The 26,570-nt window shown below is 67.2% G+C and carries 18 protein-coding genes and 2 pseudogenes; 11 read left to right on the top strand and 9 right to left on the bottom strand.

Annotated features, from left to right (window positions below; translation table 11 throughout):
• Positions 1–35: 35 nt before the first annotated feature.
• From ACFFJK_RS22550 to ACFFJK_RS22540, 3 genes and pseudogenes are all read left to right on the top strand, one after another.
• Positions 36–467 (top strand): annotated as a pseudogene (locus tag ACFFJK_RS22550) (site-specific integrase); the annotation flags it as partial.
• 111 nt (positions 468–578) lie between these two features.
• A pseudogene (locus tag ACFFJK_RS22545) lies at positions 579–761 on the top strand (integrase core domain-containing protein); the annotation flags it as partial.
• Between the two features lie 146 nt (positions 762–907).
• On the top strand, positions 908–1,465 hold the full coding sequence (locus ACFFJK_RS22540; protein ID WP_379681897.1) for a PEP-CTERM sorting domain-containing protein: 558 nt from the start codon (positions 908–910) through the stop codon (positions 1,463–1,465).
• A 124-nt stretch (positions 1,466–1,589) separates the two neighbouring features.
• Here the strand turns inward: ACFFJK_RS22540 and ACFFJK_RS22535 are convergent, their stop codons facing one another.
• Complete coding sequence (locus ACFFJK_RS22535) at positions 1,590–2,351, bottom strand: substrate-binding periplasmic protein (RefSeq protein ID WP_379681896.1); 762 nt, start codon at positions 2,349–2,351, stop codon at positions 1,590–1,592.
• Positions 2,352–2,572: 221 nt separating this feature from the next.
• On the opposite strand from ACFFJK_RS22535, the gene ACFFJK_RS22530 reads away from it, so the two are divergent.
• Together ACFFJK_RS22530 and ACFFJK_RS22525 are read left to right on the top strand one after the other, a co-directional pair.
• On the top strand, positions 2,573–5,893 hold the full coding sequence (locus ACFFJK_RS22530; protein WP_379681895.1) for an MHYT domain-containing protein: 3,321 nt from the start codon (positions 2,573–2,575) through the stop codon (positions 5,891–5,893).
• Between the two features lie 20 nt (positions 5,894–5,913).
• Positions 5,914–6,906 carry an HD-GYP domain-containing protein gene (locus tag ACFFJK_RS22525; protein WP_379681894.1) on the top strand — a complete coding sequence of 331 codons (993 nt, stop codon included), beginning with the start codon at positions 5,914–5,916 and terminating at the stop codon, positions 6,904–6,906.
• A 41-nt stretch (positions 6,907–6,947) separates the two neighbouring features.
• Here ACFFJK_RS22525 and ACFFJK_RS22520 read toward each other — a convergent pair whose 3' ends face one another.
• The 5 genes from ACFFJK_RS22520 to ACFFJK_RS22500 all read right to left on the bottom strand — a co-directional run bounded on the left by ACFFJK_RS22520 (position 6,948) and on the right by ACFFJK_RS22500 (position 13,894).
• Positions 6,948–8,117 (bottom strand): glycosyltransferase family 4 protein, encoded by a 1,170-nt coding sequence (locus ACFFJK_RS22520; RefSeq protein ID WP_379681893.1) that lies wholly within the window; start codon positions 8,115–8,117, stop codon positions 6,948–6,950.
• Positions 8,118–8,127: 10 nt separating this feature from the next.
• Positions 8,128–9,285 (bottom strand): glycosyltransferase family 4 protein, encoded by a 1,158-nt coding sequence (locus ACFFJK_RS22515; RefSeq protein WP_379681892.1) that lies wholly within the window; start codon positions 9,283–9,285, stop codon positions 8,128–8,130.
• Positions 9,282–10,214, bottom strand: coding sequence for a GDP-mannose 4,6-dehydratase (locus ACFFJK_RS22510; RefSeq protein ID WP_379681891.1), 933 nt, complete (start codon positions 10,212–10,214; stop codon positions 9,282–9,284). Before ACFFJK_RS22510 ends, ACFFJK_RS22515 begins: the two co-directional genes overlap by 4 nt.
• 10 nt (positions 10,215–10,224) lie before the next feature.
• The gene (gene gmd / locus ACFFJK_RS22505; protein WP_379681890.1) at positions 10,225–11,268 is read right to left on the bottom strand and encodes a GDP-mannose 4,6-dehydratase; all 1,044 of its coding nucleotides are present in this window, start codon (positions 11,266–11,268) and stop codon (positions 10,225–10,227) included.
• Between the two features lie 313 nt (positions 11,269–11,581).
• Positions 11,582–13,894 carry an NADP-dependent malic enzyme gene (locus ACFFJK_RS22500; RefSeq protein ID WP_379681889.1) on the bottom strand — a complete coding sequence of 771 codons (2,313 nt, stop codon included), beginning with the start codon at positions 13,892–13,894 and terminating at the stop codon, positions 11,582–11,584.
• Positions 13,895–14,125: 231 nt separating this feature from the next.
• On the opposite strand from ACFFJK_RS22500, the gene thiL reads away from it, so the two are divergent.
• Complete coding sequence (gene thiL, locus ACFFJK_RS22495; RefSeq protein WP_379681888.1) at positions 14,126–15,088, top strand: thiamine-phosphate kinase; 963 nt, start codon at positions 14,126–14,128, stop codon at positions 15,086–15,088.
• Positions 15,089–15,117: 29 nt separating this feature from the next.
• Here the strand turns inward: thiL and ACFFJK_RS22490 are convergent, their stop codons facing one another.
• Positions 15,118–17,739, bottom strand: coding sequence for an EAL domain-containing protein (locus ACFFJK_RS22490; protein ID WP_379681887.1), 2,622 nt, complete (start codon positions 17,737–17,739; stop codon positions 15,118–15,120).
• On the bottom strand, positions 17,736–19,787 hold the full coding sequence (locus ACFFJK_RS22485; protein ID WP_379681886.1) for a sensor histidine kinase, YfiR-like protein-associated: 2,052 nt from the start codon (positions 19,785–19,787) through the stop codon (positions 17,736–17,738). The genes ACFFJK_RS22490 and ACFFJK_RS22485 overlap by 4 nt, the downstream gene beginning before the upstream one ends.
• Positions 19,788–20,265: 478 nt before the next feature.
• Here ACFFJK_RS22485 and ACFFJK_RS22480 point away from each other — a divergent pair, with 478 nt between their 5' ends.
• The 5 genes from ACFFJK_RS22480 to ACFFJK_RS22460 all read left to right on the top strand — a co-directional run bounded on the left by ACFFJK_RS22480 (position 20,266) and on the right by ACFFJK_RS22460 (position 26,081).
• Complete coding sequence (locus ACFFJK_RS22480) at positions 20,266–20,748, top strand: CinA family protein (protein ID WP_379681885.1); 483 nt, start codon at positions 20,266–20,268, stop codon at positions 20,746–20,748.
• A 22-nt stretch (positions 20,749–20,770) separates the two neighbouring features.
• Positions 20,771–21,742: a metallophosphoesterase family protein gene (locus tag ACFFJK_RS22475; RefSeq protein WP_379681884.1), complete on the top strand. Its 972-nt coding sequence runs from the start codon at positions 20,771–20,773 to the stop codon at positions 21,740–21,742.
• A 101-nt stretch (positions 21,743–21,843) separates the two neighbouring features.
• Positions 21,844–24,678: a M16 family metallopeptidase gene (locus ACFFJK_RS22470; RefSeq protein ID WP_379681883.1), complete on the top strand. Its 2,835-nt coding sequence runs from the start codon at positions 21,844–21,846 to the stop codon at positions 24,676–24,678.
• Between the two features lie 75 nt (positions 24,679–24,753).
• Entirely contained in the window at positions 24,754–25,074 is a 321-nt protein-coding gene (locus ACFFJK_RS22465; protein WP_379681882.1) for an ArsR/SmtB family transcription factor, read from the top strand.
• On the top strand, positions 25,071–26,081 hold the full coding sequence (locus tag ACFFJK_RS22460; RefSeq protein ID WP_379681881.1) for a cation diffusion facilitator family transporter: 1,011 nt from the start codon (positions 25,071–25,073) through the stop codon (positions 26,079–26,081). Before ACFFJK_RS22465 ends, ACFFJK_RS22460 begins: the two co-directional genes overlap by 4 nt.
• A gap of 51 nt (positions 26,082–26,132) precedes the next feature.
• On the opposite strand, the gene ACFFJK_RS22455 is transcribed toward ACFFJK_RS22460, so the two are convergent.
• On the bottom strand, positions 26,133–26,570 hold a 438-nt coding region (locus tag ACFFJK_RS22455), incomplete at its 5' end, for a transposase (RefSeq protein ID WP_379681880.1).

Here is a 26,570-nt window from a genome sequence, read left to right as displayed (position 1 = left end):
GTAGCTGGAAGATCCAGGAGAAGCCGTTCCGCGACATGAAGCTCGTCGACGGCACACCCGAGGTACTGGGGAAGTGGGAGGGCCACCGGCTGAACACCGGCAAGGTCAGCGGTTCAAACGTCAACCGCGAGCTGAATTTGCTGTCGAACGTTTTTACAGTCGCAGCCAAGAATGGAAGTGGATCTTGGCCAGCCCGACCACGGAGGTACGCCGGCCCAAGGATTCGAAGACGCGCGATCGCTTGTACGCCGATGACGAGATCGAACGCTTCTGCCCTGCCCTGGGCTTCGACCTCGGACAACGAGCAGCCAGCAGCCACAATCAGCCAGCGCGTTGCCGTCGCGCTCTTGTTCGCGATCGAAACCGCCATGCGTGCCGGCGAAATCTGCGATTTGCTGCCGCAAGACATCGTCGGCCGCGTTGCCACGTTGACCGAAACGAAGAACGGGACAAAGAGGAAAGTACCGCTATCGAAGCGCGGTCAACCTGCCTGGGCTGCCCATGTCGGCAGGAGGTGCGGCCATATTGGGAATTACGACCGAGTCGTTCGATACGCTGTTCCGCAAGGCCTGCCCACCGAACACCGACTGGCGCCGCCGCGCCATCCGTAAACCAATGGTATGGTCGAGCGCTTCGACGGGCGCATCAATGAGTTGCTGCAGCAGACCCGCTTCGATAGCAGGGCCGACCTGCAAGCCACATTGCTGAACTATTTAACGCTGTACACCGCCGCGTTCTCTATCCATCGCAATCTTGGTCATGCAGCACTGTCGGCAGGCTTTACAAATGCTCTGCCAACCACAGCAAGTGTATTGATAAATTCTTGTTTAGAAAGACAAATTTCCTAATGGCATGAGTTTTGCTCGGACCACGAGCAGGAATGTCCCTGATAAGAAAAAGGAAAAACATGAACGTCAAGCACCTCGTCGCAGCGTTGTTCACTGCTGTCGCCCTCGACGCCAACGCCGCCCTCGTGGTCGGCCAGAATTACCAGGACAGCGATGGCAAGCACTGGACCTACATCGGCAATTACGATGTCGGCGCAGGTCCGTCCTGGGGCGCCAACCCTCGCCTGTACTCGGCAATCGAGGCGGCGACCCTTGTTTTCGGCGCCTTGTCAGGGACGAAAACCTATGCAATCTCGACCGTGGACAGTTTCGTGAATCACCTTGCCTGGTATGACGGCTATGGTGACGGCACCCATCTGCCTACCTATAACATGTATGGCGGCGGCGTTGCCCTGGCCGAAAACTACCTCGTCGACGTGGGTCCCGCCGGCTACAACACTGTCGGCGATTTTTCCGCCTACGTCGGCTCCGACCGTGCGGCGCTCGGCGGTGGCGCATGGAACCATGTATTCGTATCGGCGAGCGCAGCGGTACCGGAACCAGGGTCGATCGCCCTGCTCGGAGCAGGCCTCTTCGGCGTCTACGCCGCACGCCGCCAACGGCGCCAGGCAGCCTGAAGTCCAGTTTTAGACACGCAAGCCCGCTTCGTGCGGGCTTTTTCGTTTCTGTGCAGGACCAGGGTCCGGCAAGCCAAGGATTGGAACCTGGCTGGCGGCATCGCGCACCAGCCAGGGCAGCGGCTCAAGGCCGCGGCGCCGGCGGCACCCAGTTCTCGTAGCCGCGTTCGATCCGCCGCCCCGTGCCGTCGCGGGCAATCCCGTCGAAGGCGGCATTCAGGCGCGCCACCACCTCGTCCGGCACGCCCCGGTTGCACGCCAGGTAAACGCCGGTCTCATTGAATACCAACAGGGGTACGACCTGCTTGTCGTAGCCGAGGCGCGCCAGCACGGTGCTGCCGCTGCGCATGCTGGCCGCCCACAGGTCGATCCGGCCGAGCAGCAGTTTTTCCGGATTGGCGAGGTCGTTCGACGTGGCATCGACCGTGAAGCCGCGCGTACGCAGGTAGGCGTCGCGCGCATCGCCGTTGTAGGTGCCGATGCGCAGGCCGCGCGCATCCTCGAGCGAACGCAATTGCAGGCGCCGGTCGGCGCGCCCCATCAGCACCCACTGGGCGATATCGGTCGGGCCAACCCACTTGAACAGGGCCTCCCGTTCCGGGGTGCGGGTAGTGGAATAGACGCAGGCGTCCCGCCGTTGCAGGGCCGCGTTGTAGGCGCGCTTCCAGGGCAGGATCGCGATGGTGTAGTCGACGCCGGCGCGCTGCATCGCTTCGCGCACCTTGTCGGTCGCGATGCCGGCCACCCGTCCACCATCCAGCATGCTCGACGGCGCCGACAACTCGGTGGTGAGGTACAGGCGTGGCTTGGCTGCCGGCGCCGGGGTGGCGCCTGCCAGGCCGGCGGCCACCGTGAGTACTACTCCAATAAATCGATTCAGCAACATGCCTACCTGCAAGGACAACGCTTGCGCGCTTATGCTTCCAGCATAACAGACCGAAGAATTTTTCCAAAACGAATGTACAGACGGGGTGGCGTTGACGCGACACGCAGCTTGCGAAACCCGCATGATTCCTGCGTTCATCGGGACTTTCCGCTGCGAAAATGCGATACTCAACAAACCATTCTCGGGCGCAACATTGCCCAGCTATCGCAACCAAGCCGCCCATGCTGCAATTATTCTCAGTACCGGATGATCCGTCGCTGCTCACCTATGGCGTGCACGAACCGCGCTTCGTGCTGCTGTCGGTCCTGATCGCCATTTTCTCGTCCTGGATGGGCCTGCAGATCGCCGGCCAGGCGGCTGCCAGCCGCACCCACCGCGCCCTTGTGCTCGGCAGCGGCAGCCTGGCGCTGGGCGCCGGCGTCTGGTCCATGCACTTCATCGGCATGCTGGCCTTCAACCTGTGCACGCCGATCACCTACGATCCCCTCACCACCATCTTGTCCGCGCTGCCGAGCATCGGCGCGTCGGCGGTGGCGCTGACGCTGATCTCGCGCCCGCACCTGGGGCCGGCCGGCCTGCTGGCCGGCGGCGTGGTCGTGGGCGCCGGCATCGGCGCCATGCACTATTCAGGCATGGCCGGCATGCAGATGAGCCTGCAGCTGCGCTACGATCCGGCGATGTTCGCGCTGTCGATCGTGGTGGCGGTCGTGCTTGCCACTGTCGCGCTCGGTGTACGCTTCGGCCTGTCCCGCTTCAAGTCGATGAGCGAATCGCGCCGCCTGCTGCTGTCGGCCATCGTGATGGGCTGCGCCATTGCCGGCATGCACTATACCGGCATGGCCGCCGCACGCTTCATCGGCGAGGCCCACCCCGAAGGCCTCGACACCTCGAACAGCTCGTTCCTGGCATTGGCGATTTCGCTCATCACCGTCGTGTTCACGGGCCTGGTCGTCGCGGCCAACGGCCTGTTGCGCTACCGCCAGATGTTCCTCGACCTGCGCAGCAGCGAAGCCTGGATGCGCGCCCTGCTCACCACGACCGTGGACGGCGTCATCACCATCGCACGCGACGGCACCATCACCGAATTCAACGCCTCGGCCGAACGCATCTTCGGCTGGCGGCACGACGAGATCGTCGGCCGCAACGCCAGCATCCTGATCGCCGACGACGATGCGACCTCGCACGACGGCCTGCTGGGCATCATGCGCGACGGCTACACCGAAGCCTTGTCCAAGGGCAGCGAGATCATGGGCAAGCGCAAGGACGGCAGCCTGGTGCCGATCCGCCGCGCGATCGGCCACGCGCGCCTGGGCAAACAGGACCTGTTCGTCTGCTTCATCACCGACATCAGCGAACGCCGCGCCATCATGCAGGCGCTGCGCACCAGCGAGGCACAGTTCCGCTCCCTGATCAAGAACATCCCCGGCATCTCGTTCCGCAGCGCGCTCACCGGCGACTGGCCGATGGTCTTCATCAGCGACGCGGTCGAACGGGTGACCGGCTACCCGGCCGTGGACTTCGTCGGCACGCCGCCGCGCCGCACCTTCGGCGCCATGATCCACGCCACCGACCGCGTGCGCGTGGCGGAAGAGGTCGAGGTCGCGCTGCGCGAGGAACGCCCCTACCTGATCGAATACCGCCTCCTGCATGCCGATGGCAGCGTGCGCTGGATGTGGGAAAACGGCAGCGGCGTGCGCAACGATGCCGGCGAACTGTCCTGGCTCGACGGCGTCATCCTCGACATCACCGAACGCCGCCAGATAGAAGAGGCGCTGCGCGAGGCCAAGGAGAAGGCCGAGCAGGCCGCGGCGGCGCGCGCTTCCTTTGTCGCCAACATGAGCCACGAGATCCGCACGCCGATGAACTCGATCCTCGGCTTCACCGACGTGCTGCTCGACGGGGAACTGAACAAGGACCAGCGGCGCCACCTCGACACCATCCGCAGCGCCGGGCGTTCCCTGCTGCGCCTGCTGAACGAGATCCTCGACACCGCCAAGCTGGAAAAAGGCGCGGTGGAGCTGGAGCAGAACGACTACAACCTGCTGTCGCTGATCGACGAACTGTCGTCGACGCTGGCCGCAAACGCGCGCGCCAAGGGCCTGCACCTCGACATCCAGTATGACCCGGCGCTGCCGACCGGCCTGCGCGGCGACGAGCTGCGCGTGCGCCAGGTGCTGACCAACCTGCTCGACAACGCGATCAAGTTCACGCCGAGCGGCACCGTGACCTTGCGCGTGCGGGCCGAGGGCGACCAGCTGTGCATCATCGTCAGCGACACCGGCATCGGCATCGCCCAAGACCGCCTGCAGGCGATCTTCGACCCGTTCACCCAGGCCGACGCCTCGATGACGCGCCGCTTCGGCGGCACCGGCCTGGGCACCACGATCTGCAAGCAGCTGGTCGAGCTGATGGGCGGGAAGATCTGGGCCGAGAGCGAAGTCGGCAAGGGCACCAGCTTCCATGTGCACCTGCCGCTGGTGCTGGCGCGCTTCGCGCAACAGGCCCCGCGCGTGCGCAGCGCCGCCGTGCTGCCGCCGCTGCGCGTGCTGGCGGCCGACGATGTGCCGCAGAACCTGGAGCTGCTGCAGCTCCTGATGAGCCGCCGCGGCCACACGCTCACGGCCGTCTCGGACGGCGCCGCCGTGGTCGAGCTGGCGACCAGCCAGCAGTTCGACCTGGTCCTGATGGACTTCCAGATGCCGGTGCTCGACGGCCTCTCCGCCACCCGTGCGATCCGCGCCCACGAAGCCGCCAGCGGCGCGCGCCGCGTCCCGGTGATCGCGATGACCGCCAGCGTGCTGGCCGAGCACCGCCGCGCCAGCACCGAGGTCGGCATGGACGGTTTCGCCAGCAAACCGGTGGACTGGTTCTCGTTGTCGCACGAAATCGCACGCGTGCTGGGCATCGCCCACCAGGCCGTCGACAAGGACCTCGAGGGCATCCCGAAACCGGCGCGCGAAGTGCTGAACCGCCGTGCGGGCCTGCACCGCTGGAGCGGCAAGGAAGACGTGTACCTGGAAGCGCTCGACCACTTCGGCCGGCAATATCGGGAGCTGGGCAGCACGCTGCAGATGCATGCGGCCGCCGGCGACCACCGCGAACTGCGCATGCTGGCGCACAAGGTGCGCGGCGTGGCGGCGAACGTCGGCTTGGAACAGCTGTCGGATGCGCTGTCGAAACTCGAGCAGGCCACCAACGCCGTGCCGACCGACGAGCGCGAAGCCGCCGCGGCGCTCGAATCCTCGACCGCCGCCCTTGGCGAGGCGCTGGCGGCAATCCGCGCCGGCAGCGCGCAGCCGGCAGCGCCGGTTGAAGCCGCCGCCGCATTCGACCTGCCGCGCGCACGCCGCGCCGGCGGGGTGCTGCTGCAGGCGCTGCGCCGCGGCGCCCTCGACGACGCTGCGATGGCGGGGCTGGCCGCCGCGCTGGCAGGCCATCCGGTGGCGCCGCGCGTTGCCCAGGTCCAGGGCGCGATCGGCGACTTCGAATTCGACCTCGCCCTGGAACAGCTCGAGGCTGTGATGGCCACGCTGGGCGAATAAGCTTTACAGGACGTATCCGCATGACCCAACCGAACAACCGGCCGCTGATCCTGGCGGTCGACGACGAGGCCAGCAACCTCCAACTGCTGCGCCAGATCCTGCAAGACCACTACCGCCTGCTGTTCGCCAAGGACGGCGCCCGCGCGCTCGACCTGGCGCGCCAGGAAATCCCGGACCTGGTCCTGCTCGACGTGATGATGCCGGGGATGTCCGGCTACGAAGTGTGCGCCGCGCTCAAGGCGAACCCGGCGACGGCCGCGATCCCGGTGATCTTCGTGACGGCGCTGACCGACACCGCCGACGAGCTGGAAGGCTTCGAGGCCGGCGCCGTCGACTACATCACCAAGCCGGTGAGCCCGCCGATCGTGCGCGCCCGCGTGCGCACCCACCTGTCGCTGGTGCGCATGGAAGAGCTGCGCGCCACGCGGCTCGAGATCGTCCAGCGCCTGGGCCTGGCGGCCGAGTACAAGGACAACGAGACCGGCATGCACGTGATCCGCATGAGCCATTTCTCGCGCATCCTCGGCATCGCCGCCGGCATGAGCGATGTCGAAGCCGACGACCTGCTGCACGCGGCGCCGATGCACGACGTGGGCAAGATCGGCATCCCGGACCGCATCCTGCAAAAGCCCGGTCCGCTCGATCCGGAGGAATGGAAGGTCATGCAGAGCCACGTGACCATCGGCGCCGAGATCATCGGCGAGCACGACGGCGGCATGCTGGCGCTGGCCTCGCTGATCGCGCTCACGCACCACGAGAAGTACGACGGCAGCGGCTACCCGCGCGGGCTGCGCGGCGAGGAGATCCCGCTGGCCGGCCGCATCGTGGCGATCGCCGACGTGTTCGACGCGCTGACGTCGAAGCGGCCGTACAAGAAGGCGTGGAGCGAGGAGGAAGCGCTGGCCTTCCTGCGCGAGCAGAAGGGCCGCCATTTCGACCCGGGGCTGGTGGACCTGTTCATCGAGCAGATGCCGGCCGTGCGCGCGGTGCAGCAGCGCTGGGCGGAGGCGTAGGATGCCCCCCGACCGTACGGGTAGCCCTACCGTGATTTGAGCTATCGTGTCGGCGGCACGCCCGCCAATCCCACGCCGGCAGCGGAGCTCTCGGTGGCCCTGCGCGCCACCAGCTCCTTGTACAATGCGGTGTAATCCAGCGCCATCTGCTCCGACGTGAACAGCTCGTGGTAACGCGCCTCCGCGCGCACACCCATCTGGCGCGCCAGCTCCGGGTTGTCCCACAACTTCTGCATCGCCGCGCGCAATCCGGCAGGATCCGAAGGCGGTGCCACCAGGCCGGTCTCGCCATCGACGTTGATGTAGGTGGTGCCGGTGCCGATCTCGCACGAGATCATCGCCTTGCCGTACATGGCGCCTTCCAGCAGCGAGATCCCGAACGCCTCCGAGCGCAGGTGCGAGGGGAAGGCGACGGCATAGCACAGGCTCAGCAGCGCCACCTTGTCGGCTTCATCGAGCGCGCCGGTAAAGATCACGTGCTTCAGGCCCAGGCGCGCAGCCTGCTCCTTCAACGCGGTTTCTTCCGGCCCGGTGCCGACGATGACGATCGGGTAGTCGAGCCCTTGCGCCGCCTCCAGCAGGACGTGCAGTCCCTTGTAGTAGCGCAGCACCCCCACGAACAAGAAGAACTTCGGCCCGACCCTGGCGCGCCAGTGCGCCAGGCGGCACGGCTCGGCGCTCGGGTAGGTGGACTTGTCCAGGCCGTAGGTGATGACGCGTGTCTTGTCGCGGTAGCGCGCCAGCACGGTCGAGGATGCCAGGTAGTTGGGCGAGGCCGCGACGATGGTGTCGACGCTGGCCAGGAAGCGGTGCTTGAGCGGCTGGTACAGGCGCAGCAGGCGCTTCTGGCGCACGATGTCGGAATGGTAGCTCACCACGGTCGGCTTGCGCACGCGCGCAACGAAATGCGCGAGGTCCATGAACGGCCACGGGAAGTGGTAGTGCACGACGTCGGCCTCCTCGGCCATGCGCGACAGCGCGCCCAGCGCCTGCAGCGAGCAGGCATTCGAGGCGACCTCGAAGTTCAGCGGTACGCGGTGGACCGTATGGCCGTCGAACGCGATCGGCGCCAGGTCCTGCTGGCGCGACAGCGACAGCACGGTGTTGGTCACGCCCAGACGCGTCGTACCGACGCACAGCTGGCGGATCACCTGCTCGATGCCGCCGACCGAGTCCGGATAGTACGTCTTGTAGAAATGAAGGACACGCATGTTTGAAAGCTTACTGCGAAAGTACGGCGCGGTACACATCGGCGGTCTGCCGTGCGCTGGAGTGCCAGGTCAGTTGTTCGGCGCGCCGGCGCCCCGCGGCGATGCAGCGCGCGCGCTCGGCGCTGTCGCTGGCCAAGGTGCGCATGGCTTCGGCAAGCAGGCCGGCGTCGAGCGGGTCGACCTCGAGCGCCGCCCCTTGCGTCACCTCGGGCAGGGAACTGGCGTTCGACGCCACCACCGGCACGCGCGAGGCAAACGCTTCCACCACCGGGATCCCGAAACCTTCGTACAGCGACGGGAACACGAATACGCCGGCGCCAAGGTACAGGTGGCGCAGGTCCTGCGGATCGGTGAGCCGGTCGAGCCAGGCCACGTTCTCGCCGTCCGCGCGCGCGCGTTGCAGCCGGGCGACCAGTTCCTCGCAGCGCCAGCCGCGCGCGCCGACCACGACCAGCGCGCGCTCGTCGCGCATGGCCTTGGGCAGCGCCAGCCAGGCGTCGAGCAGCCGCTCGAGGTTCTTGCGCGGCTGCAGGGTGCCCACGGAGAGGAAGTAACCTGGCGCGAGTCCGTGCCTGGCCAGGGTGGCCGCCACCGCCGCCATGTCCGGCACCTCCAGCCATTCGTCGTCCACGCCGTTGGGCACCACCGAAATGCGGCGCCGGTCGACGCCGAAGCATTCGACCAGTTCGTCGATGGCGAAATGCGACACCGCGATCACATGGTCGGCCTTGGCGATCGCCTTGCGCTGCAACCAGTTCTTGGCCCTGCGCAGGCGCGGGCTGCACCACTGGGGATACTTGATGGGCAGCGCATCGTGCAGGGTCGCCACGACCGGGCAGTCCATGCGCACGATGCGGTAATCGGTGGCGTGGAACAGGTCGGCCGGCATATGGACGCGATGCGCGCCGGGCGTGGCCAGGTCGACCAGCGAAGCTGCCTCGAAGGATTGCGGCAGCGGCTGGCCGATGCTGATGCCCGCCGCGCCGCCGTTGCCTTTGCCGAAAGCGCGCATGCGCGGCCAGGAATACGGGCGCACGGTGCAGCCGGCACGCGGCAGGTGGCGCAGGAGCGCGCCGGTGTACACCCCAATGCCGTCGAGGCGGCCGCCGGTCAGGCCCGGTTCGATCATGGTCGTCCCGAGACCGACGGTGAGACCGCCTGCGCTCACGCCAGGTACATCCAGCGCAGCGTCTCGGACAGCGGCGTCGGGTCGAGCTGGCCGATGACGGCGGTCAGCTTGCTGTTGCTGCCCGACAGGGTGAGCACGTCGTTGGCGCGCACAAACGCCGGGTTGACGTGCACGTCGATGTGGTAGCCGGCGATCTCGCTCATCATGTCGATCAGGTTGGCCAGCGAATGCGAGCTGCCGGAGCAGACGTTGAAGGCTTCGCCGGCCGGCGCCACGGCCAGCAGGCGGCGGTAGGCGCGCGCCACCATGCGCACGTCGGAGAAGTCGCGCGCGATGGCCAGGTTGCCCAGCTCGATGCGTTTTTCGTTGCGGCGGAAGTGCGAGACGATCTTCGGCAGCAGGAAGTTCTCGGCCTGCCCCACGCCGGTGTAGTTGAACGGGCGGGCGATGGTGATGGGCAGCTTGTCCATCCACAGGCGCGCCATGTATTCCATGGCCAGCTTGCTGACGGCGTAATCGTTGGCCGGCGCCGGCACGACGTTCTCGTCGATGACGGCAACGCTGGCGTTGCCGTAGATGTTGGCCGAGGAGGCCAGCAGCACGCTGGTCGGGCGGTGCTTGCCATTGGCCAGCGCTTCCAGCAGGTTGCGCGTGCCGACGACGTTGACGCGGTAGATCAGTTCTGCGTTCGTGTGGGCCACGAAGGCGATGCCGGCCAGGTGCGCGACGACGTCGGGCTGCACCTCGTCGACCATGCGCGCCACCGCCTCGCGGTCGCACAGGTCGAGCGCGACGATGTCGGGACCGAGCTCCTCGCCCGGCATGACGGTGCCGTAGACGCGATAGCCGGCGGCCGTCAGCTCCTGCGCCATGTAGTAGCCGGTGAAACCGCGCAGGCCCGTGATGAGCGCGCGGCGTCCCTCGCCTTCCCTCCCGCCGATGAACGCCGGGATGTCATCCGTGGCCATGCGCTCCATGTCAGAACGAGAATCCGATTTCGTTGCGACGCAGGTCGGCGTCGACCATCATCTGGCACAGCTCCTCGAGCGTGGTCTTCGGCTCCCAGCCGAGCACGCGCCGGGCCTTGCTTGGGTCGCCGATGAGCAGGTCGACTTCGGCCGGACGGTAGAACTTGGGCGACACGCGCACCAGCTCCTTGCCGGTACGGGCGCAGTGGCCGGTCTCGCCCTCGCCCTCGCCCTTGAACTCGATGTCGATGTTGGCGCCCTTGAAGGCCATGGTGACGAAGTCGCGCACGGTCTCGGTGCGGTTGGTCGCCAGCACGAAAGTGTCCGGCTCGTCGGCCTGCAGGATGCGCCACATGCCTTCGACGTACTCCTTGGCGTAACCCCAGTCGCGCTTGGCGTCGAGGTTGCCCAGTTCGAGGACGTCGAGCTTGTTCAGGACGATCTTGGCGACCGAGTCGGTGATCTTGCGGGTGACGAATTCACGGCCGCGCAGCGGCGACTCGTGGTTGAACAGGATGCCCGACGAGCCGAAGATGCCGTAGGACTCGCGATAATTGACGGTCATCCAGTGGGCATAGAGCTTGGCGACGCCGTACGGGCTGCGCGGATAGAACGGCGTGTCCTCGACCTGCGGGATGGCCTGCACCTTGCCGAACATTTCGGAGGTTGACGCCTGGTAGAAACGGGCCTTCGGGTTGACGATGCGGATCGCTTCGAGCAGGTTGACGGCGCCCAGGCCGGTGATCGAGGCGGTGGCGACCGGCTGCTCGAACGAAACGCCGACGAAACTCTGGGCAGCGAGGTTGTACACCTCGTCCGGGCGTGCGTTCTCGACCAGGCGGATGCTCGAGGACAGGTCGGTCAGGTCGTATTCGACCAGCGACAGGTTCGGGTGTTTCTCGATGCCGAGTTCTTCAATGCGCCAGAAATTGACCGAGCTGGAGCGTCGGTAAGTGCCGGTCACGTGGTAACCTTTTTCCAGGAGAATCTGCGCCAGATAGGCACCGTCCTGGCCGGTAATGCCAGTGATCAAGGCTCTTTTTGATGTTTGCATGTTCTTGGATTCTTGAAGATGGTCTCGCGGCCGCAAGAAAGACAGGCCGGATTGTAACAGAGAGGAGCACCGGCACCTTTGCACAATAGAAATAGGTGCAAGAAAAGCAACAGTTATCTGTGCATTATGCCCTGAAACGGCTGGGGTACGTCGCCCGCTTACGGTTTGTTACCGTTGTATTTGTGCGAAGACAATTGGCGACGAATGATGACACTTGTCCCGGATGCAGCGCAAAAACCGCATCCGGACATGTGCTAGACATTATGGCTTGCAGCGGTGCGAGAAAGCCCCGCACCGCCGTGCACCGTACGCATCAACGCTGCGAAACGGCGTCCACCACGCACAGCGCGGTCATGTTGACGATGCGGCGCACGGTCGCCGACGGAGTCAGGATGTGCACCGGGCGGGAGCAGCCGAGCAGGATCGGACCGACCGCGATGCCGTTGCCGGCCGCCGTCTTGAGCAGGTTGTAAGCGATGTTCGCCGACTCGATGTTCGGCATCACCAGCATGTTGGCGTCACCCTTGAGCGTCGACTGCGGCATGATCTTGGCGCGCATCTTCGAATCGAGCGCCGCGTCGCCGTGCATCTCGCCGTCGATCTCCAGGTTCGGCGCCTTCTGCTGCACCAGCGCCAGCGCCTCGCGCATCTTCTTCGCCGACTCGCTGTTGGACGAACCGAAGTTCGAATGCGACAGCAGGGCCACGCGCGGGGTGATGCCGAAGCGCTCGAGCTCCTCGGCCGCCATGATCGTCATCTCGGCGATTTCCTCGGCGTCCGGGTTGTCGTTGACGTGGGTGTCGAGCATCGCCAGCTGGCGTTCGGGCGTGATGATGATGTTCATCGCCGCGTACACGTTGCTGCCGGGGCGCTTGCCCAGCACCTTGTCGACGAACTCCAGGTGGGTCCAGGTGGTGCCGTAGGTGCCGCAGATCAGGCCGTCGGCGTCGCCCTTGTGCACCATCATGGCGCCGATCAGGGTATGGCGGCGGCGCATCGCCAGCTTGGCCATGTCCGCGGTCACGCCCTTGCGCATCACCATCTGGTGGTAGGTCTGCCAGTAGTCGCGGTAGCGCTCGTCGAAGTCGGGGTTGATCACGTCGAAATGCTCGCCCTGCTTCAGGCGCAGGCCGAACTTCTCGATGCGTTTTTCCAGCACGTCCGGGCGGCCGACCAGGATCGGGCGCGCCAGCTTCTCGTCGACCACAACCTGCACCGCGCGCAGCACGCGCTCGTCCTCGCCTTCGGCGTAGACGATGCGCTTGACTTCCGCCTGCGCCGCCTTGGCCACCGAGAACAGCGGCTTCATGAAGGTGCCGCTGCGGTATACGAACTGCTGCAGGCTTTCGGCATACGCCGCCAGGTCTTCGATCGGACGCGTCGCCACGCCGCCGTCCTGCGCCGCCTTGGCCACCGCCGGCGCGATGTGGGTCAGCAGGCGCGGGTCGAACGGCATCGGGATCAGGTATTCCGGGCCGAACGACAGGTTGGCGATACCGTAGGCCGAAGCCACGATGTCCGACTGCTCGGCGTGCGCCAGGTCGGCGATCGCGTGCACCACCGCGATTTCCATCTCGCGCGTGATGGTCGTCGCGCCGCAGTCCAGCGCGCCGCGGAACATGTAGGGGAAGCACAGCACGTTGTTGACCTGGTTCGGGTAATCCGAACGGCCGGTGGCGATAATGGCGTCGCTGCGCACGGCCTTGGCGTCTTCCGGCAGGATCTCCGGATTCGGGTTGGCCAGCGCCAGGATCAGCGGGTTCGGCGCCATCTTCGCGACCATGTCCTGCTTCAGCACGCCGCCGGCGGACAGGCCGAGGAAGATGTCGGCATCGGGGATCACGTCGCCAAGGGAACGGTGCTCGGTATCCTGGGCGAAGCGTTCCTTGTCCGGGTCCATCAGCTCGGTACGGCCCTTGTAGACCACGCCGGCCAGGTCGGTCACGTAGATGTTCTCGATCGGGAAGCCGAGGTCGACGATCAGGTCGAGGCAGGCCAGCGCGGCCGCGCCGGCGCCGGACACCACCAGCTTGCAGTGTTTAATATCCTTGCCCACGACCTTCAGGCCGTTGAGGATGGCGGCGCCGACGATGATCGCGGTGCCGTGCTGGTCATCGTGGAAGACCGGGATCTTCATGCGCTCGCGCAGCTTGCGCTCGATATAGAAGCACTCGGGCGCCTTGATGTCCTCGAGGTTGATGCCGCCAAAGGTCGGCTCGAGCGAGGCGATGATGTCGACCAGCTTGTCCGGATCGGTCTCGTTGATCTCGATGTCGAACACGTCGATCGCGGCGAATTTCTTGAACAGCACGCCCTTGCCTTCCATGACCGGCTTCGAGGCCAGCGGGCCGATGTTGCCCAGGCCGAGGACGGCGGTGCCGTTCGAGATCACGGCGACCAGGTTGCCGCGCGCGGTGTACTTGTACGAATTGGCCGGGTCCTTGACGATTTCCTCGCAAGGCGCGGCAACGCCCGGCGAATACGCCAGCGCCAGGTCGCGCTGGTTCAGCAGTCCCTTGGTCGGGGTGACGCTGATCTTGCCGGGGCGGGGAATCTGGTGATATTCGAGCGCTGCAGCACGCAGTTGTTGACGCAATTCTTCTTTCTTGTCCGATGACGAGTCCATGCCGGGCAGCCTTCCTGAAACTAGAGGGGAACCTCCAATTTTATCAGACGAACAGTTGACAAAGGCTACGTATTTTCAACAAGCAGTCTCAGGATCCATAAGTTTTGCAGATATTTCAAGTTTATTTATTTGTCGAGCTAATAGATTGACGTCCCGGCTGTTGCAAGCGATGCCAGGAACGTTATCGCAGCATCAATTCGGCCGGAGGGCGCCCTCCCCTATAATTCCCGGATGCTTTCCGAATTCGACCTCATCAAGCAGTTCTTCCAGCGCGACCGCCGCGGCCGCGCCGACCTCGGCATCGGCGACGACTGCGCCCTGCTCACCCCGGCCCCTGGCCGCCAGCTCGCGATCTCGTCGGACATGCTGGTCGAGGACCGGCATTTCTTCGCCGGCGCCGATCCGTTCATGCTGGGCCATAAAAGCCTGGCGGTGAATTTGTCCGACCTGGCCGCGATGGGCGCACGCCCAGTCGGCTTCACGCTGGCGCTGGCGCTGCCCGCTGCCGATCCGGCCTGGCTCGAGGGCTTCTCGCGCGGGCTGTTCGCGCTGGCCGACGCGCACGGCTGCGAGCTGGTCGGCGGCGATACGACCAAGGGCCCGTTGAACATCTGCATTACGGTGTTCGGCGAACTGACGCCCGGACATGCGCTGAGGCGCGATGCGGCGCGGGCCGGGGACGACATCTGGATTTCCGGAACGCTGGGCGATGCGCGCCTGGCCCTGGCCGGTTACTGGAAGGAAGTCGCGCTCGCGGCGCACGAACATACCCAGGCGGCGCAGCGGATGCACATGCCCACGCCGCGAGTGGCCCTCGGCCTGGCGCTGGCGGCGCAGCCGGTGGCGCATGCCGCTTTGGACATTTCGGACGGACTGGTGGGCGACCTGGGGCACATCCTGGCGGCCTCGCGGGTCGGCGCGACGCTCGACGTGGACGCGCTGCCGGCCGGTCCGGTGCTGGCGCGGCAGGAACTGCAACTGCGGCGCCGGTTCACGGCGGCGGGCGGGGACGATTACGAGTTGTGCTTCACGGCGCCGGTAGCCAATCGGGAAGCGGTGCTGGAAGCCGGGCGGATCAGCGGGACGGCGGTGACGCGCGTCGGACGGATCGAGGCGGAACCGGGCTTGCGGATGGTGGATGCGCAGGGTGCGCCGCTGGACCTGAAACTGAGCGGGTGGGACCATTTCGGTTGAACGCGCGCTTGGACAAGCCGACCGCGCGTTCAGGCAACGCCTGATTTTCCGTCGTCGTCCCGCGGCGTCTTGCGGTCGTCGTACGGCCCGTACGTCAGCCAGTAATGCCGGAACGCCAGCCGGATGTTCTCCCTCAGCTGCAGGTCGTGCCACGGTTTCGTATAAAAGCGGTAGATCGCCCCGCGGTTGATCGAGTCGAGCACCGACTCCACGCCCGTGTAGCCGGACAGGATGATGCGGATCGTCTCCGGATACATCTCCTTGACCTTGCTGAGGAATTCGGTGCCGCTCATTACCGGCATGCGCTGGTCGCACAGGATCACCTGCACCCGGTACAGCGCCAGCAACTCGAAACCTTCGGCCGGCGAAGAGGCCGTCAGCACGCGGTAGTTGTCGCGCCGGAACAGGCGGTGCAGCGCCGTGAGCACGTTCACGTCGTCGTCCACGATGAGCAGGGTCTGCACCTTGTCGTCCTGCTCCTGCGGCTTGTCCGGCTGCGCGCGGTTGTCCTGCACCAGGCGCGCCAGCTGGTCGCTCGGCAACGCGCGCGAGAAATGGAACCCCTGGATCTCGTCGCAACGGTGGCGCCGCAGGTAGGCCATCTGCGCGCGCGTCTCCACGCCCTCGGCGATCACCTGCATGTGCAGGCTGTGCGCCATGCTGATGATGGCCAGCGCGATCGCCGCATCGTCCGGCGTGGTCACGATGTCGCGCACGAAGGCGATATCGATCTTGAGCTTGTCGATCGGGAAGCGCTTCAGGTAGGCCAGGCTCGAGTAACCGGTGCCGAAGTCGTCGATGGCAATGCGGATGCCCAGCTCCTTCAGCCGGCCCAGCACGGCGATGGTGTGCTCCGCATTCGACATCAGCGCGCTTTCGGTCAGCTCCAGCTCCAGCAGCCCAGGCTCCACCTGGTGGCGCTCGAGCGCGGCGCGGATCACGCCTTCCAGGTCGCCCTCGACGAACTGGCGGCTCGACACGTTCACCGCCACCCGCACGTCGCGCACGCCTTCGGCGTTCCAGGCCGCGATCTGGCGGCAGGCCTCGTCCACGATCCACTCGCCGATCCGCACCACCAGGCCGGTCTCTTCCATCACCGGCACGAACTCGGCCGGGTAGACCAGCCCGTAGCCAGGGCGGTTCCAGCGCAGCAGCGCCTCCACGCCCGAGATGCGGCCGGTGTTCAGTTCCAGCTTGGGCTGGTAGTACAGCACGAACTGCCCGCCTTCGAGCGCGCCGCGCAGCGCCAGCTCCAGGTCCAGGCGCGCCAGCACCTGCACGTTCATCCCGGCGGTGAAGAAGCGGTAGCCGTCGCGGCCCGCTTCCTTGGCGCGCACCATCGCCGTGTCGGCATACTTGACCAGCGTGCCGGGCTCGGTCGCATCCTCCGGGTACATCGCGATGCCGATGCTGGCCGTCAGCGCCGCCTGCTGGCCGTGCAGGTCGAACGGTGCGCGCAGGGCCTCGCGCACCTCGTTGGCCACGTTCACCGCCTCCTGTTGGTCGCGCGTCATGGTCAGCGTCAGCGCGAACTCGTCGCCCCCCAGCCGGCCGGCCGATTCGCGCAGGCGCACCACGCGCACCAGGCGCGTGCTGAACTGGCGCAGCAGCTCGTCGCCGAGCACGGTGCCGAGCGAATCGTTGATGATCTTGAAGCGGTCGAGCGTGATGCACAGCACCGCCACGCGCCAGTTCTTGTCGCGCGCCAGCTCGATCGCGTCTCGCAGGTTCTGGAAGAACAGGGTGCGGTTCGGCAGGCCGGTGAGCGCATCGTAGCTGGCCATGTGGCGCATGCGCTCCTGCGCGTGCAGGCGCTCGCTGATGTCGCGCGCCACCGCGATCAGCATGCGGCTCTTGCCCAGGTCCTGCAGCTTCCAGCTGATCTCCACCGGCACCGCGCCCTGCCCGCCCGCGCGCAGCAGTTCGGTCTCGACGATGTCGCCCGGCAGCGCGCCGAATTCCACTTTTTCCTCTTCCCCCTGCCGCGCAGCCGGCGCGTCGGCCGCGAGGTGCCGTTCCAGCAGTTCGCGCGTGCCCAGGCCCAGCGCCACCGGGTCGATGCGCAACAGCGCCTCGCGCGAGAAGCCGAGCATGCGGCAGGCGCCGTCGGACACGTCCACCATGGCCATGCTGGCGGTGTCGATCAGGAAGATCGCGTCCGGCGTGGCGTCCATCGCGCCGCGAAAGCGCGCCAGCTCGGCGGTGCGTTCGCGCACCTCGCGCTCGAGCTGCACGCCGTAGTCCTGCGACTCGCGGTGCAGCAGCCGCACTTCCAGCAGGTTGCGGATGCGCGTCATGACCTCGACCGTGTCGAAGGGCTTGCCGATGAAGTCGCGCGCGCCGGCCTCCAGCGCGGCCAGCTTCTTGTCCGGCTCGGCCGTCACCACCAGCACCGGCAGCCACGAATCGCTCTCGAGCGGCTTCAGGGCCTCCATCACGTCGAAGCCGTCCATGCCGGGCATGTGCAGGTCGAGGATGATCAGGTCGAAGCGGTGCTTCAGGTGCAGCGATACCACCTGGCGCGGGTCGTTCGTGCTCGAGACGTTCTCATATCCCGTCGTCTTCAGGAGGTACTCGAGCAGCTGGACGTTGACGGGTTCGTCGTCGACGACGAGGATGCGCGCGCGGCGGATATCCAACGGTGAAATCATTCGGCCTTCCTTCCGGCTGGTTCCGCTTCCGCTTCCACGGGGTGAAGCAGCGCCAGCGTACTGTTGATCGCTTCGGTGAACTTGTCGATGTCGATCGGTTTGGTCAGATAATGCATGAAGCCCGCCGCCCGGCCGCGTTCGATGTCGCGCGGCATGGCGTTGGCGGTCAGGGCGATCACGGGAATGGATGCGGTGGCCGCGTCGGCGCGCAGCTGCCCGAGCACTTCCATGCCGCTCATGCCGGGCAGGTTCAGGTCCATCAGGATGATGTCGGGCAGCCGTTTGCGCGCCAGCGCCAGGCCGGTGTGCCCGTCCGCCGCGGAGATCAGCCGCAGGTCGGGGCGGAAGCGCACGATCTCTTCCACCAGGCGCAGGTTGGCCGGATTGTCCTCGACATACAGCAGCAGGTGCGGGGTCAGCTGTGCCCCCCCTTCGACCGGCACGGCCGGCACCTCCGCACGTCCCGCGCCGGCCGGTTCGGGGGCGGACGGCGCCAGCGGCGCCGTGCTGGCCAGCTCGATCCAGAACACGCTGCCCACGCCGGGGCTGCTGCTCACGCCGATCTCGCCGCCCATCAGCTCCACCAGGCGCTTGGTGACCACCAGGCCGATGCCGGTGCCCTCCTGCTGGCCGCCTTCCTGGCCGAGCCGGTTGAAGGGCTGGAACAGGCTCGCCACCTGCGCGGCGTCGAGGCCGGCGCCGGTGTCCTGCACCGACAGCCGCAGCCTGTTCGGCGCCACCTGCTCGCAGGACAGGACCACGACGCCGGACTCGCGGTTGTACTTGACGGCGTTGGACAGCAGGTTGAGCAGCACCTGCTTCAGGCGCGTGCGGTCGGCCAGCACCACGGCCCCCGGCGTCTCGGGGAACAGCACGCGTACCCCGCGGCCCGCCGCGATCGGCTCGACCATCGTGCGGCACTCGAGCAGGGTGTCGGCCAGCGGCACCGGCTCCATCGCCAGCGTCACCGTGCCCGACTCCACCTTGGCCAGGTCGAGGATCTCGTTGATCAGGGTGAGCAGGTGGCGGCCGCTTTTCAAGATGTGGTTGGCGAATTCCTTCTTCTGCTCGGGCGTCGAAGGCAGCGTGCTTGATGTCAGGATCTGGGCAAAGCCCAGGATCGCATTGAGCGGCGTGCGCAGCTCGTGGCTCATCGAGGACAGGAAGGCCGACTTGGCCTGGTTGGCGCTGCGTGCTTCCTCGATGGCGTTGGCCAGTTCCGCGTTGGCCAGCGCCAGCTGCAGGGTGCGCTCGTCCACGCGCTGCTCGAGCTGTTCGTTCAGGCGCATGATCTCCTGCTGGGCGCGCGAACGCTCGGCGACCTCGCGCGCGATCTCGCTGCTCGATGTTTCCAGCTCGCGCGTGCGCCCCTCGATTTCAAGCAGCATCGCATTGAAGGAATCGACCAGCTCCCCCGCCTCGTCGTCGCTGATGCGCGGCGCGCGGCGCGAATAGTCGCGGGTGGCGACGACGTCGCGCGCGATCTCGGTGATGGCGACGATCGGCGCCGTCACGATGCGCCCCATGCGCCGGATCAGGAGATACGCCACGCCCATCGCCAGCAGGGTCACGCCGACGGCGATGCTCAGGTAGTCGAGCGTGCGTGCCAGCAGCTGGTTCTCGGCGCGCAGGTAGACCGTGCCGATCGCATCGCCATCCTCGACGATGCGCTGGTGCAGGACCAAATCGTCGTCATCGCTGCGCGGCGCCCCGGTCAGCTCGGCAGGCACGGCGCGGGTCTCGCCCTGGGCCAGGTAGGACGCGAACAGGGCGCCCCCGGCGTCGTAGATCGCGGCGGCGCGCACTTGCGGGCGGGTGCGCAGCAGCGCCAGGTTCTCGTTGGCCAGGCGCGGGTCGTCGAAGGTCAGCGCGGCCGAGCTCATGTGGCCGACCAGCTCGGCCTGGGTGGCGAGGTCGTTGACGAGGGTGCGGTGGTAGCTGCGCAGGTCGTAGCCGATGATGATGGCGATCGACACCAGCAGTGCGGCGAGCGTGGTCGCCATCACGATTGCCACCAGCTTCTTGCGGATCGAACGCGGTCCGATCATGCGGCCTCCGGCGCCGGCCCGCCGGGCGAACATGGGCCGACCGCACGGGAATGCCGGCCCATCGGCTGGGAAGCGGAGCGCGCCATGACGGCCCTGCCGCACGGTTGCGCCGGCGCCATCCGGTCACGCGCGTGTCGTTCGAGCGGCATTTCAGTCCTACGAAAAAACGGATTAGGGTGTGGCCGGGAGTCCCGGCAACTGTTCCAGCATAACGTAAGCCCCGGGCCACATGTCGCACGGAACCATTTTGATTTCACGCTGTCGCCTGATCGCCGACGCACCCACGTGCAGGCCATGCGGCACGGGTAGCATTTTAACCATGCGAGCCGTGCCACGGCGGGGCGGAGCGCGCTAGAATGAACCGTGCACGCGCGTGCGTGCACCACCTTCCCAGCGACGCCGGCCTGGCGCAGCAGGCAGCAGGCAGCAGGCAGCAGGCAGGCGCAATCGGCCCAGGCCGCACTCAAAGGAGCCTCACGTGACGAACGATATTCTCGACCTTGCTACCCAAGTTGGCCGTGCGCTGGAGGCCAAGCGCCTGGTGCTGGCCACCGCCGAATCGTGCACCGGCGGCGGCGTGTCCCAGGCGATCACCGAAATCGCCGGCTCCACCGGCTGGTTCGACTGCGGCTTCGTCACGTATTCCAACGCCTCGAAGGCCGAGCTGCTGGACGTGCCGCCCGCGCTGATCGCGCAGTTCGGCTCGGTCAGCGAGGAAGTCGCCGGCAAGATGGCCGAAGGGGCGCTGTCCAACAGCACCGCCGATGTCGCGGTATCGACCACCGGCATCGCGGGCCCGACCGGCGCCGTGCCGGGCAAGCCGGTCGGCACGGTCTGCTTCGGCTGGTCGCGCGGCGGCACCACCCTGACTGAGCGGCTGGTGTTCCAGGGCGACCGCAAGGCGGTGCGCGAGCAGACCGTGGCGCATGCGCTGCGCGGCCTGCTGCGCTTCATCGAATAAACAGCGGCGTCCGGCGTCCTCCGTGCCCCGCGCCTTGCGCCGTGCCCAGTACAGAGCGGCCAGCGGGCCGACCTGCAGCCTGCTCCACAGCCTGGCCGGCGGCCTGGCGCTGCTCGCCTGCGCCGGCCCCACCTTCGCGGCTGCCGATACCGGCGCTCCCACGGCGGCCTATACCGTCTATGCGGCCGGCGACATCGCCCGCTGCAAGCACCCGGACCCGCGCTGGTCCGGCGCCGCCGCCACCGCCACGCTGGTGGAAAACCTGCTGCGCGCCGACCCGCAGTCCGCGGTGCTGACACTGGGCGACCACACCTACCCGAAGGGCACGGCGGCCGAGTTCCGCGACTGCTATGGCCCGACCTGGGGGCGCTTTCGCGACCGCACCTGGCCCACGCCCGGCAACCACGAATACGCCACGCCGGGTGCCCGGCCCTATTTCGCCTACTTCGGCGAACGGGCCGGGAGCGCAGGACGGAGCTACTACAGCGTGCGGCTGGGCAGTTGGCAGGTGATCTCGCTCGACAGCAACCTGAAGGGCGCGGCGCACGCCGCCCAGCTCGACTGGCTGCGCGCCGAACTCGCGCGCGCACCCAGCCGCTGCACGCTCGCCTTCTGGCACCACCCGGCGTTCACCTCGGGCGGGCACCGGCAATCGGGCTGGATGCGCGACGCCTTTGCGTTGCTGCACGCGGCCGGCGTCGAGATCCTCCTGTCCGGACACGACCACGACTACGAACGCTTCGCCCCGCAGGACGCAACTGGTAAACTGGACCGCGCGCGCGGCGTGCGCCAGTTCGTGGTCGGCACCGGCGGCGCCTATGCCACGCCCTTCCTGCGCATCCTCGACAACAGCGAGGTGCGCGAGGCCAGCTTCGACGGCGTGCTGGCGCTGCGCCTGCTGGACGGCGCCTACGAGTGGCGCTTCCTGCCGGCCGACCCCGGGCGCGTGCCGGCGGGGGCGCGCCTGGACCACGGGCGCGGTCGTTGTCACTGAGCTTTCACTGAGCTTTTACTGAGTTGTCACTGAATTTGATTGGTTTGTCACTAGCATGATTTCCTCGACCCTCATGGCGCGCGGCGCCGACGGAGTGCGGTATGAAAATCCTCCTGCTGGCCTTGCTGGGATGGGTGTGCATGGTCGCGGATGACGCCGGAGCGCAGGTAGCGCCGCCGGTTCCCGTCGTCGCCTTCAAAAAAACCACGCTGGCCAACGGACTGCAGGTGATCCTGGTCGAAGACCGGCGGCTGCCGATCGTGGCGGTCAACATCTGGTACCACGTCGGCCCGGCCAACGAGACGCCGGGACTGACCGGCTTCGCGCACCTGTTCGAGCACATGATGTTCGCCGCAACCCGCCACATCCCGCGCGGCATGGCCGACCGCCTGCTGGAGGGCGCCGGCGCCACCGACAGCAACGGCGGCACCGGCTACGACAGCACCAGCTACTACGACACCGTGCCGTCGAACCAGCTGGAGCTGGCGCTGTGGGTGCATGCCGACCGCATGGGCTACCTGCTCGACGTGCTCGACCAGAAAGCGCTGGCCAACCAGCAGGACGTGGTGCGCAACGAACGCCGCCAGACGGTCGAGGAAGAACCCTACGGCGTGGTCGAGGAAGCCCTGGCGCACGCGCTGTTCCCGAAGGACCACCCCTATCACGCCTCGATCATCGGCTCGCACGCCGACATCCAGAGCGCCCGGCTGGAAGACGTGCGCCAGTTCTTCGCGCGCTACTATGGCCCGAACAATGCCAGCATCGTCATCGCGGGCGACATCGACAAGGCCAAGGCGCGCGCCCTGGTCGAGCGCTACTTCGGCAGCTTCCGGCGCAGCCCGCCGGTGGCGCGTCCGGCAATCGCCACGCCGCCGATCACGCGCGAACGCCGCGTCGTCGTGCACGACCGGGTGGAGCTGCCGCGCGTGTTCATGGGCTGGCTCACGCCGCCCGCCTACCAGGCCGGCGACGCCGAGCTGGCGGTGGCGGCCGAGATCCTCGGCGGCGGCAAGTCGAGCCGGCTGTACAAGACGCTGGTGTACGAGCGCCAGATCGCCCAGGAAGTCGACGCCAGCCAGAACTCCTACGGCTTGACCTCGACCTTCGTCATCGACGTCACCGCGCGCAGCGGACACAGCGCGCGCGAGCTGGAGGCGGCGATCGACGCCGAGCTGGCGCAGCTGCGCGAGCTCGGCCCCTCCGAGCGCGAGGTGGAACGCGCGCGCAACAGCCTCGAGACGGCGCTGCTGTCCTCGATCGAAAAGCTCGGCGGCGACGGGCTGGCGGACCAGCTGAACCACTACAACCAGTACACGGGCGACCCCGGCTACCTGGCGAAAGACCTGGAACGCCTGCGCCGCGTGACCCCCGCCGACGTGCAGCGCGCCGTGCGCACTTACCTGCGCCAGCAGGCACGCGCCGTCGTCACCGGCCTGCCCGGCAAGCCGGTGCTGAACGATCCGCCGCTTCCACGCGCGGCGCGTGCGCCACGTGTGTCGTCCGCCTCCAAGGCCGGCAGCACCGCGGGCGCGGCCACGGACCCGGGCATCAACCCGCCCGAGCCGTGGCGCGCGCACCCGCCCAAGGCCGGGCCGGCGCCGGGCTTCACGTTGCCCCAGGGCGAATCGTTCACGCTGGCCAATGGCCTCACGGTGATCCATCACTACAACCCGGCGCTGCCGCTGGTCTCGACCCAGCTGGTGGTGCGCAGCGGCAGCGCCGCCAATCCGGACAACCTGCCGGGGCTGGCCGGCTTCACGGCGCAGATGCTGGAAGAAGGCACGGCCACCCGCAGCGCGCCGCAGATCGCCGACGAGATCGCGCAGCTCGGCGCCTTCCTCGACACCGGCACCAGCGCCGATGCCTCGATGGTGTCGCTGCTGTCGCTGCGCTCGACCATCGCCCCGGCGCTCGACGTGATGGCCGACATCGTGCTGCGCCCGGCCTTTCCCACCGCCGAAGTCGAGCGCCAGCGCGCCGACCGCGTGGGTGAGCTGATCCAGCAGCGCGACGATGCCGAGACCGTGGCGGCGGTGGCCGCGGCCGGCGCGCTGTACGGCAGCAAGCACCCCAAGGGCTACGGCCAGCTCGGCACCGAGCCGGCGATCCGCAGCGTGACGCGCGACGACCTGGTCGGCTTCTGGCGCCGCCACTACGTGCCGGAAAATGCCGCGCTGGTGGTGTCGGGCGACATCTCGCGCGGCGAGCTGAAGGCACTGGTGGAAGCGCGCTTCGGCGCCTGGCCCCGTGCAAAAGCGCCGCCGGACCGTTCGGGGGCCCCGGCCGGCACCCGCGCGCGCCTGGTCGTGGTGGACCAGCCGGGCGCAGGCCAGACCGCCTTGCGCGTGACGAGCATCGGGGTCGCGCGCGACACGCCGGATTTCCCCGCGCTGCAGGTCATGAACGGCGCGCTCGGCGGAATGTTCTCCAGCCGCCTCAACGACAACCTGCGCGAAACCAAGGGCTACACCTACGGCATCCATTCGTACTTCCGCCTCGACCGCACGCCCGGCCCCTTCATCATCGCCGCCAGCGTGCGGCGTGACGCAACCGGCGCCTCGGTGCGCGAAATCTTCAAGGAGGTCGGCGCCATGCGCGACGCGCCCCTGCCTGCCGCCGAGCTGGCGGCCGCGCGCGACGCGCAGGTGCTGTCGCTGCCGGGCCAGTTCGAGACCAATGCCGACATCGGCGCCAGCCTGGCCGAGATCTACCTGTATGGCCTGCCGCCGGATTACTACCGGCGCCTGCCCGACCAGCTGCGCGCCGTGACAGCGCCGCAGGTGCAGGCGGTGGCGCGCAAGTATCTGCAGCCGGAACAGCTGAAAGTGGTAGCGGTGGGCGACCGGCGCCGCATCCTGCCGCAGTTGCAGCCGCTGGGCCTGGGCCAGGCGGAGCTGCGCGACAGCGACGGACAGCTGCCCGCTCCCCGGCCCTGAGCGGGCCGGCGCCCGCCGACCTTGCCGGGCGCGAGGATTTGACCTAACATGTGAACAAATCTTCACATGTTGAATATGTTAGTTCATCCAGAATACCAACCCGGCGCGGTCGACCAGCTCGCCGACCTGTTCCACCTGCTCGGCGACGCCACCCGCCTGCGCATCGTGCTGGCCTGCCTGGCCCAGCCCACGGCCGTGGGTGACATCGCCGCCTCGCTCGATTTGTCCAGTTCCCTGGTCAGCCACCACCTGCGCCTGCTGCGCGCCGCCCGCATCGTCAAGGCCGAGCGCCAGGGCAAGCAGGTGTTCTACTCGGCGGCCGACGCCCACATCAGCAGCCTGCTCGCCAACATGTTCGAGCACATCGCCGAACCTTCGACCGGAATGGACGCATGAGCCAACATCATCACGACCACGATCATGGGCATCACCACGGCCACGCGCACCACGGCGGACTCGGGCACCACCATCACCACCTGCCCGACCCGGCCGGCCACGGGCGCGCCTTCGCGCTTGCGATCGGCCTGAACACGCTGTTCGTCGCCATCGAGTTCATCTACGGCTTCCTCGCCCACTCCACCGCGCTGATGGCGGACGCCGGCCACAACCTGTCCGACGTGCTGGGCCTGGTGCTGGCCTGGGGCGCCGCGGTGCTCGCGAAAAGCACGCCACGCGGCCGCTATACCTACGGCCTGCGCGGCTCCTCGATCCTGGCAGCGCTGGCCAACGGCCTGCTGCTGATGGTGGCCTGCGGCGCCATCGCCTGGGAAGCGGTGCAGCGCTTCACCGACCCGGCGCCGGTCCAGGGCATGACGGTCTCGATCGTTGCGGGGATCGGGGTCGTCATCAACGGTTTCTCGGCCTGGCTGTTCATGGCCGGCAGCAAGGGCGACCTGAACCTGCGCGGCGCCTACCTGCACATGGCGGCCGACGCGGCGCTGTCGCTGGGCGTGGTGATTTCCGGCCTGGTCATCATGGGAACCGGATGGACCTGGATCGACCCGGCGGTGAGCCTGGCGATCGTGCTCGTGATCGTGGTCGGCACCTGGTCGCTGCTGCGCGAGTCGGTGCAGCTGTCGATGGCGGCGGTGCCGCCCGGCGTGGATGCCGGCGCGGTGCACGCTTACCTGGCGGCCCAGCCCGGCGTGAAGGAGGTGCATGACCTGCACATCTGGGCGATGAGCACGACGGAAAATGCGCTGACGGCGCACGTGGTGATGCCGGGCGGGTATCCGGGGGACCGGGTGCTGGACGAGATGGTGGCGAAGCTACGCAGCGATTTTGCGATCCACCACTGCACCTTGCAGGTGGAGGAAGGGACGACGCAGCATGGATGTGCGCTGGAGGGGCACGGGCACGGGCACGGGCATGGGCATGGGCATGATCATGAGCATGCGCACTGACGGTCAGGCTAACGCGGTGCGGCGAAACTGGATCCCGGCCTGCGCCCTAACCTAGCCCCACATCTTTGCAAGTCTCCAACCCTGCATCACTCCGTTGAACCGCTGGAGGCCGTGCAGCATGGTAATAGGGCCAGCCTTGGTTTCGCTAGGGCTGCCCTTCCAGCCACCCAGCCGGGCAATGATCCACGCTACCCAAGCCATGCTGCGCAAGGCAAATGGTTTTTTCAGTTTGGCGGTCTTGCCCTGGAATTTTTCTTGCAGCTTGCTCAGCACGTCGATCTCATCGTCGTCAAACGCATCGCTTGCTGGTTGCCCAGTGTCGTTGTCGCGTGCATTGACTAGTTGGAGCGTGCGCACGGCTGTCAATGTAGCGATGCTTGTAAGCTTCAGCAGTTCGCTAGACTCTTCCAGCTGGCTCGATTCCAGTCCAAGGCCCTGTCGCTTGAGCGTTCGAAACAGCTGTTCGATCTGCCAGCGCTGCTTGTACCA

The organism is Massilia consociata (assembly GCF_042432755.1).
Classification (GTDB): domain Bacteria; phylum Pseudomonadota; class Gammaproteobacteria; order Burkholderiales; family Burkholderiaceae_D; genus Telluria; species Telluria consociata.
Note: the sequence above shows the minus strand (reverse complement) of the source record. Positions and strands in the feature narration are given on the sequence as shown.

Coding starts and splice junctions, on each gene's coding strand:
- ACFFJK_RS22525 (WP_379681894.1), top strand. CDS start 5,914: ATGACCCAACCGAACAACCGGCCGCTGATCCTGGCGGTCGACGACGAG.
- ACFFJK_RS22530 (WP_379681895.1), top strand. CDS start 2,573: ATGCTGCAATTATTCTCAGTACCGGATGATCCGTCGCTGCTCACCTAT.
- ACFFJK_RS22520 (WP_379681893.1), bottom strand. CDS start 8,117: ATGCGTGTCCTTCATTTCTACAAGACGTACTATCCGGACTCGGTCGGC.
- ACFFJK_RS22535 (WP_379681896.1), bottom strand. CDS start 2,351: ATGTTGCTGAATCGATTTATTGGAGTAGTACTCACGGTGGCCGCCGGC.
- ACFFJK_RS22465 (WP_379681882.1), top strand. CDS start 24,754: ATGTTAGTTCATCCAGAATACCAACCCGGCGCGGTCGACCAGCTCGCC.
- ACFFJK_RS22460 (WP_379681881.1), top strand. CDS start 25,071: ATGAGCCAACATCATCACGACCACGATCATGGGCATCACCACGGCCAC.
- ACFFJK_RS22510 (WP_379681891.1), bottom strand. CDS start 10,214: ATGGCCACGGATGACATCCCGGCGTTCATCGGCGGGAGGGAAGGCGAG.
- ACFFJK_RS22540 (WP_379681897.1), top strand. CDS start 908: ATGAACGTCAAGCACCTCGTCGCAGCGTTGTTCACTGCTGTCGCCCTC.
- ACFFJK_RS22490 (WP_379681887.1), bottom strand. CDS start 17,739: ATGATTTCACCGTTGGATATCCGCCGCGCGCGCATCCTCGTCGTCGAC.
- ACFFJK_RS22485 (WP_379681886.1), bottom strand. CDS start 19,787: ATGATCGGACCGCGTTCGATCCGCAAGAAGCTGGTGGCAATCGTGATG.
- gmd (WP_379681890.1), bottom strand. CDS start 11,268: ATGCAAACATCAAAAAGAGCCTTGATCACTGGCATTACCGGCCAGGAC.
- thiL (WP_379681888.1), top strand. CDS start 14,126: ATGCTTTCCGAATTCGACCTCATCAAGCAGTTCTTCCAGCGCGACCGC.
- ACFFJK_RS22470 (WP_379681883.1), top strand. CDS start 21,844: ATGAAAATCCTCCTGCTGGCCTTGCTGGGATGGGTGTGCATGGTCGCG.
- ACFFJK_RS22500 (WP_379681889.1), bottom strand. CDS start 13,894: ATGGACTCGTCATCGGACAAGAAAGAAGAATTGCGTCAACAACTGCGT.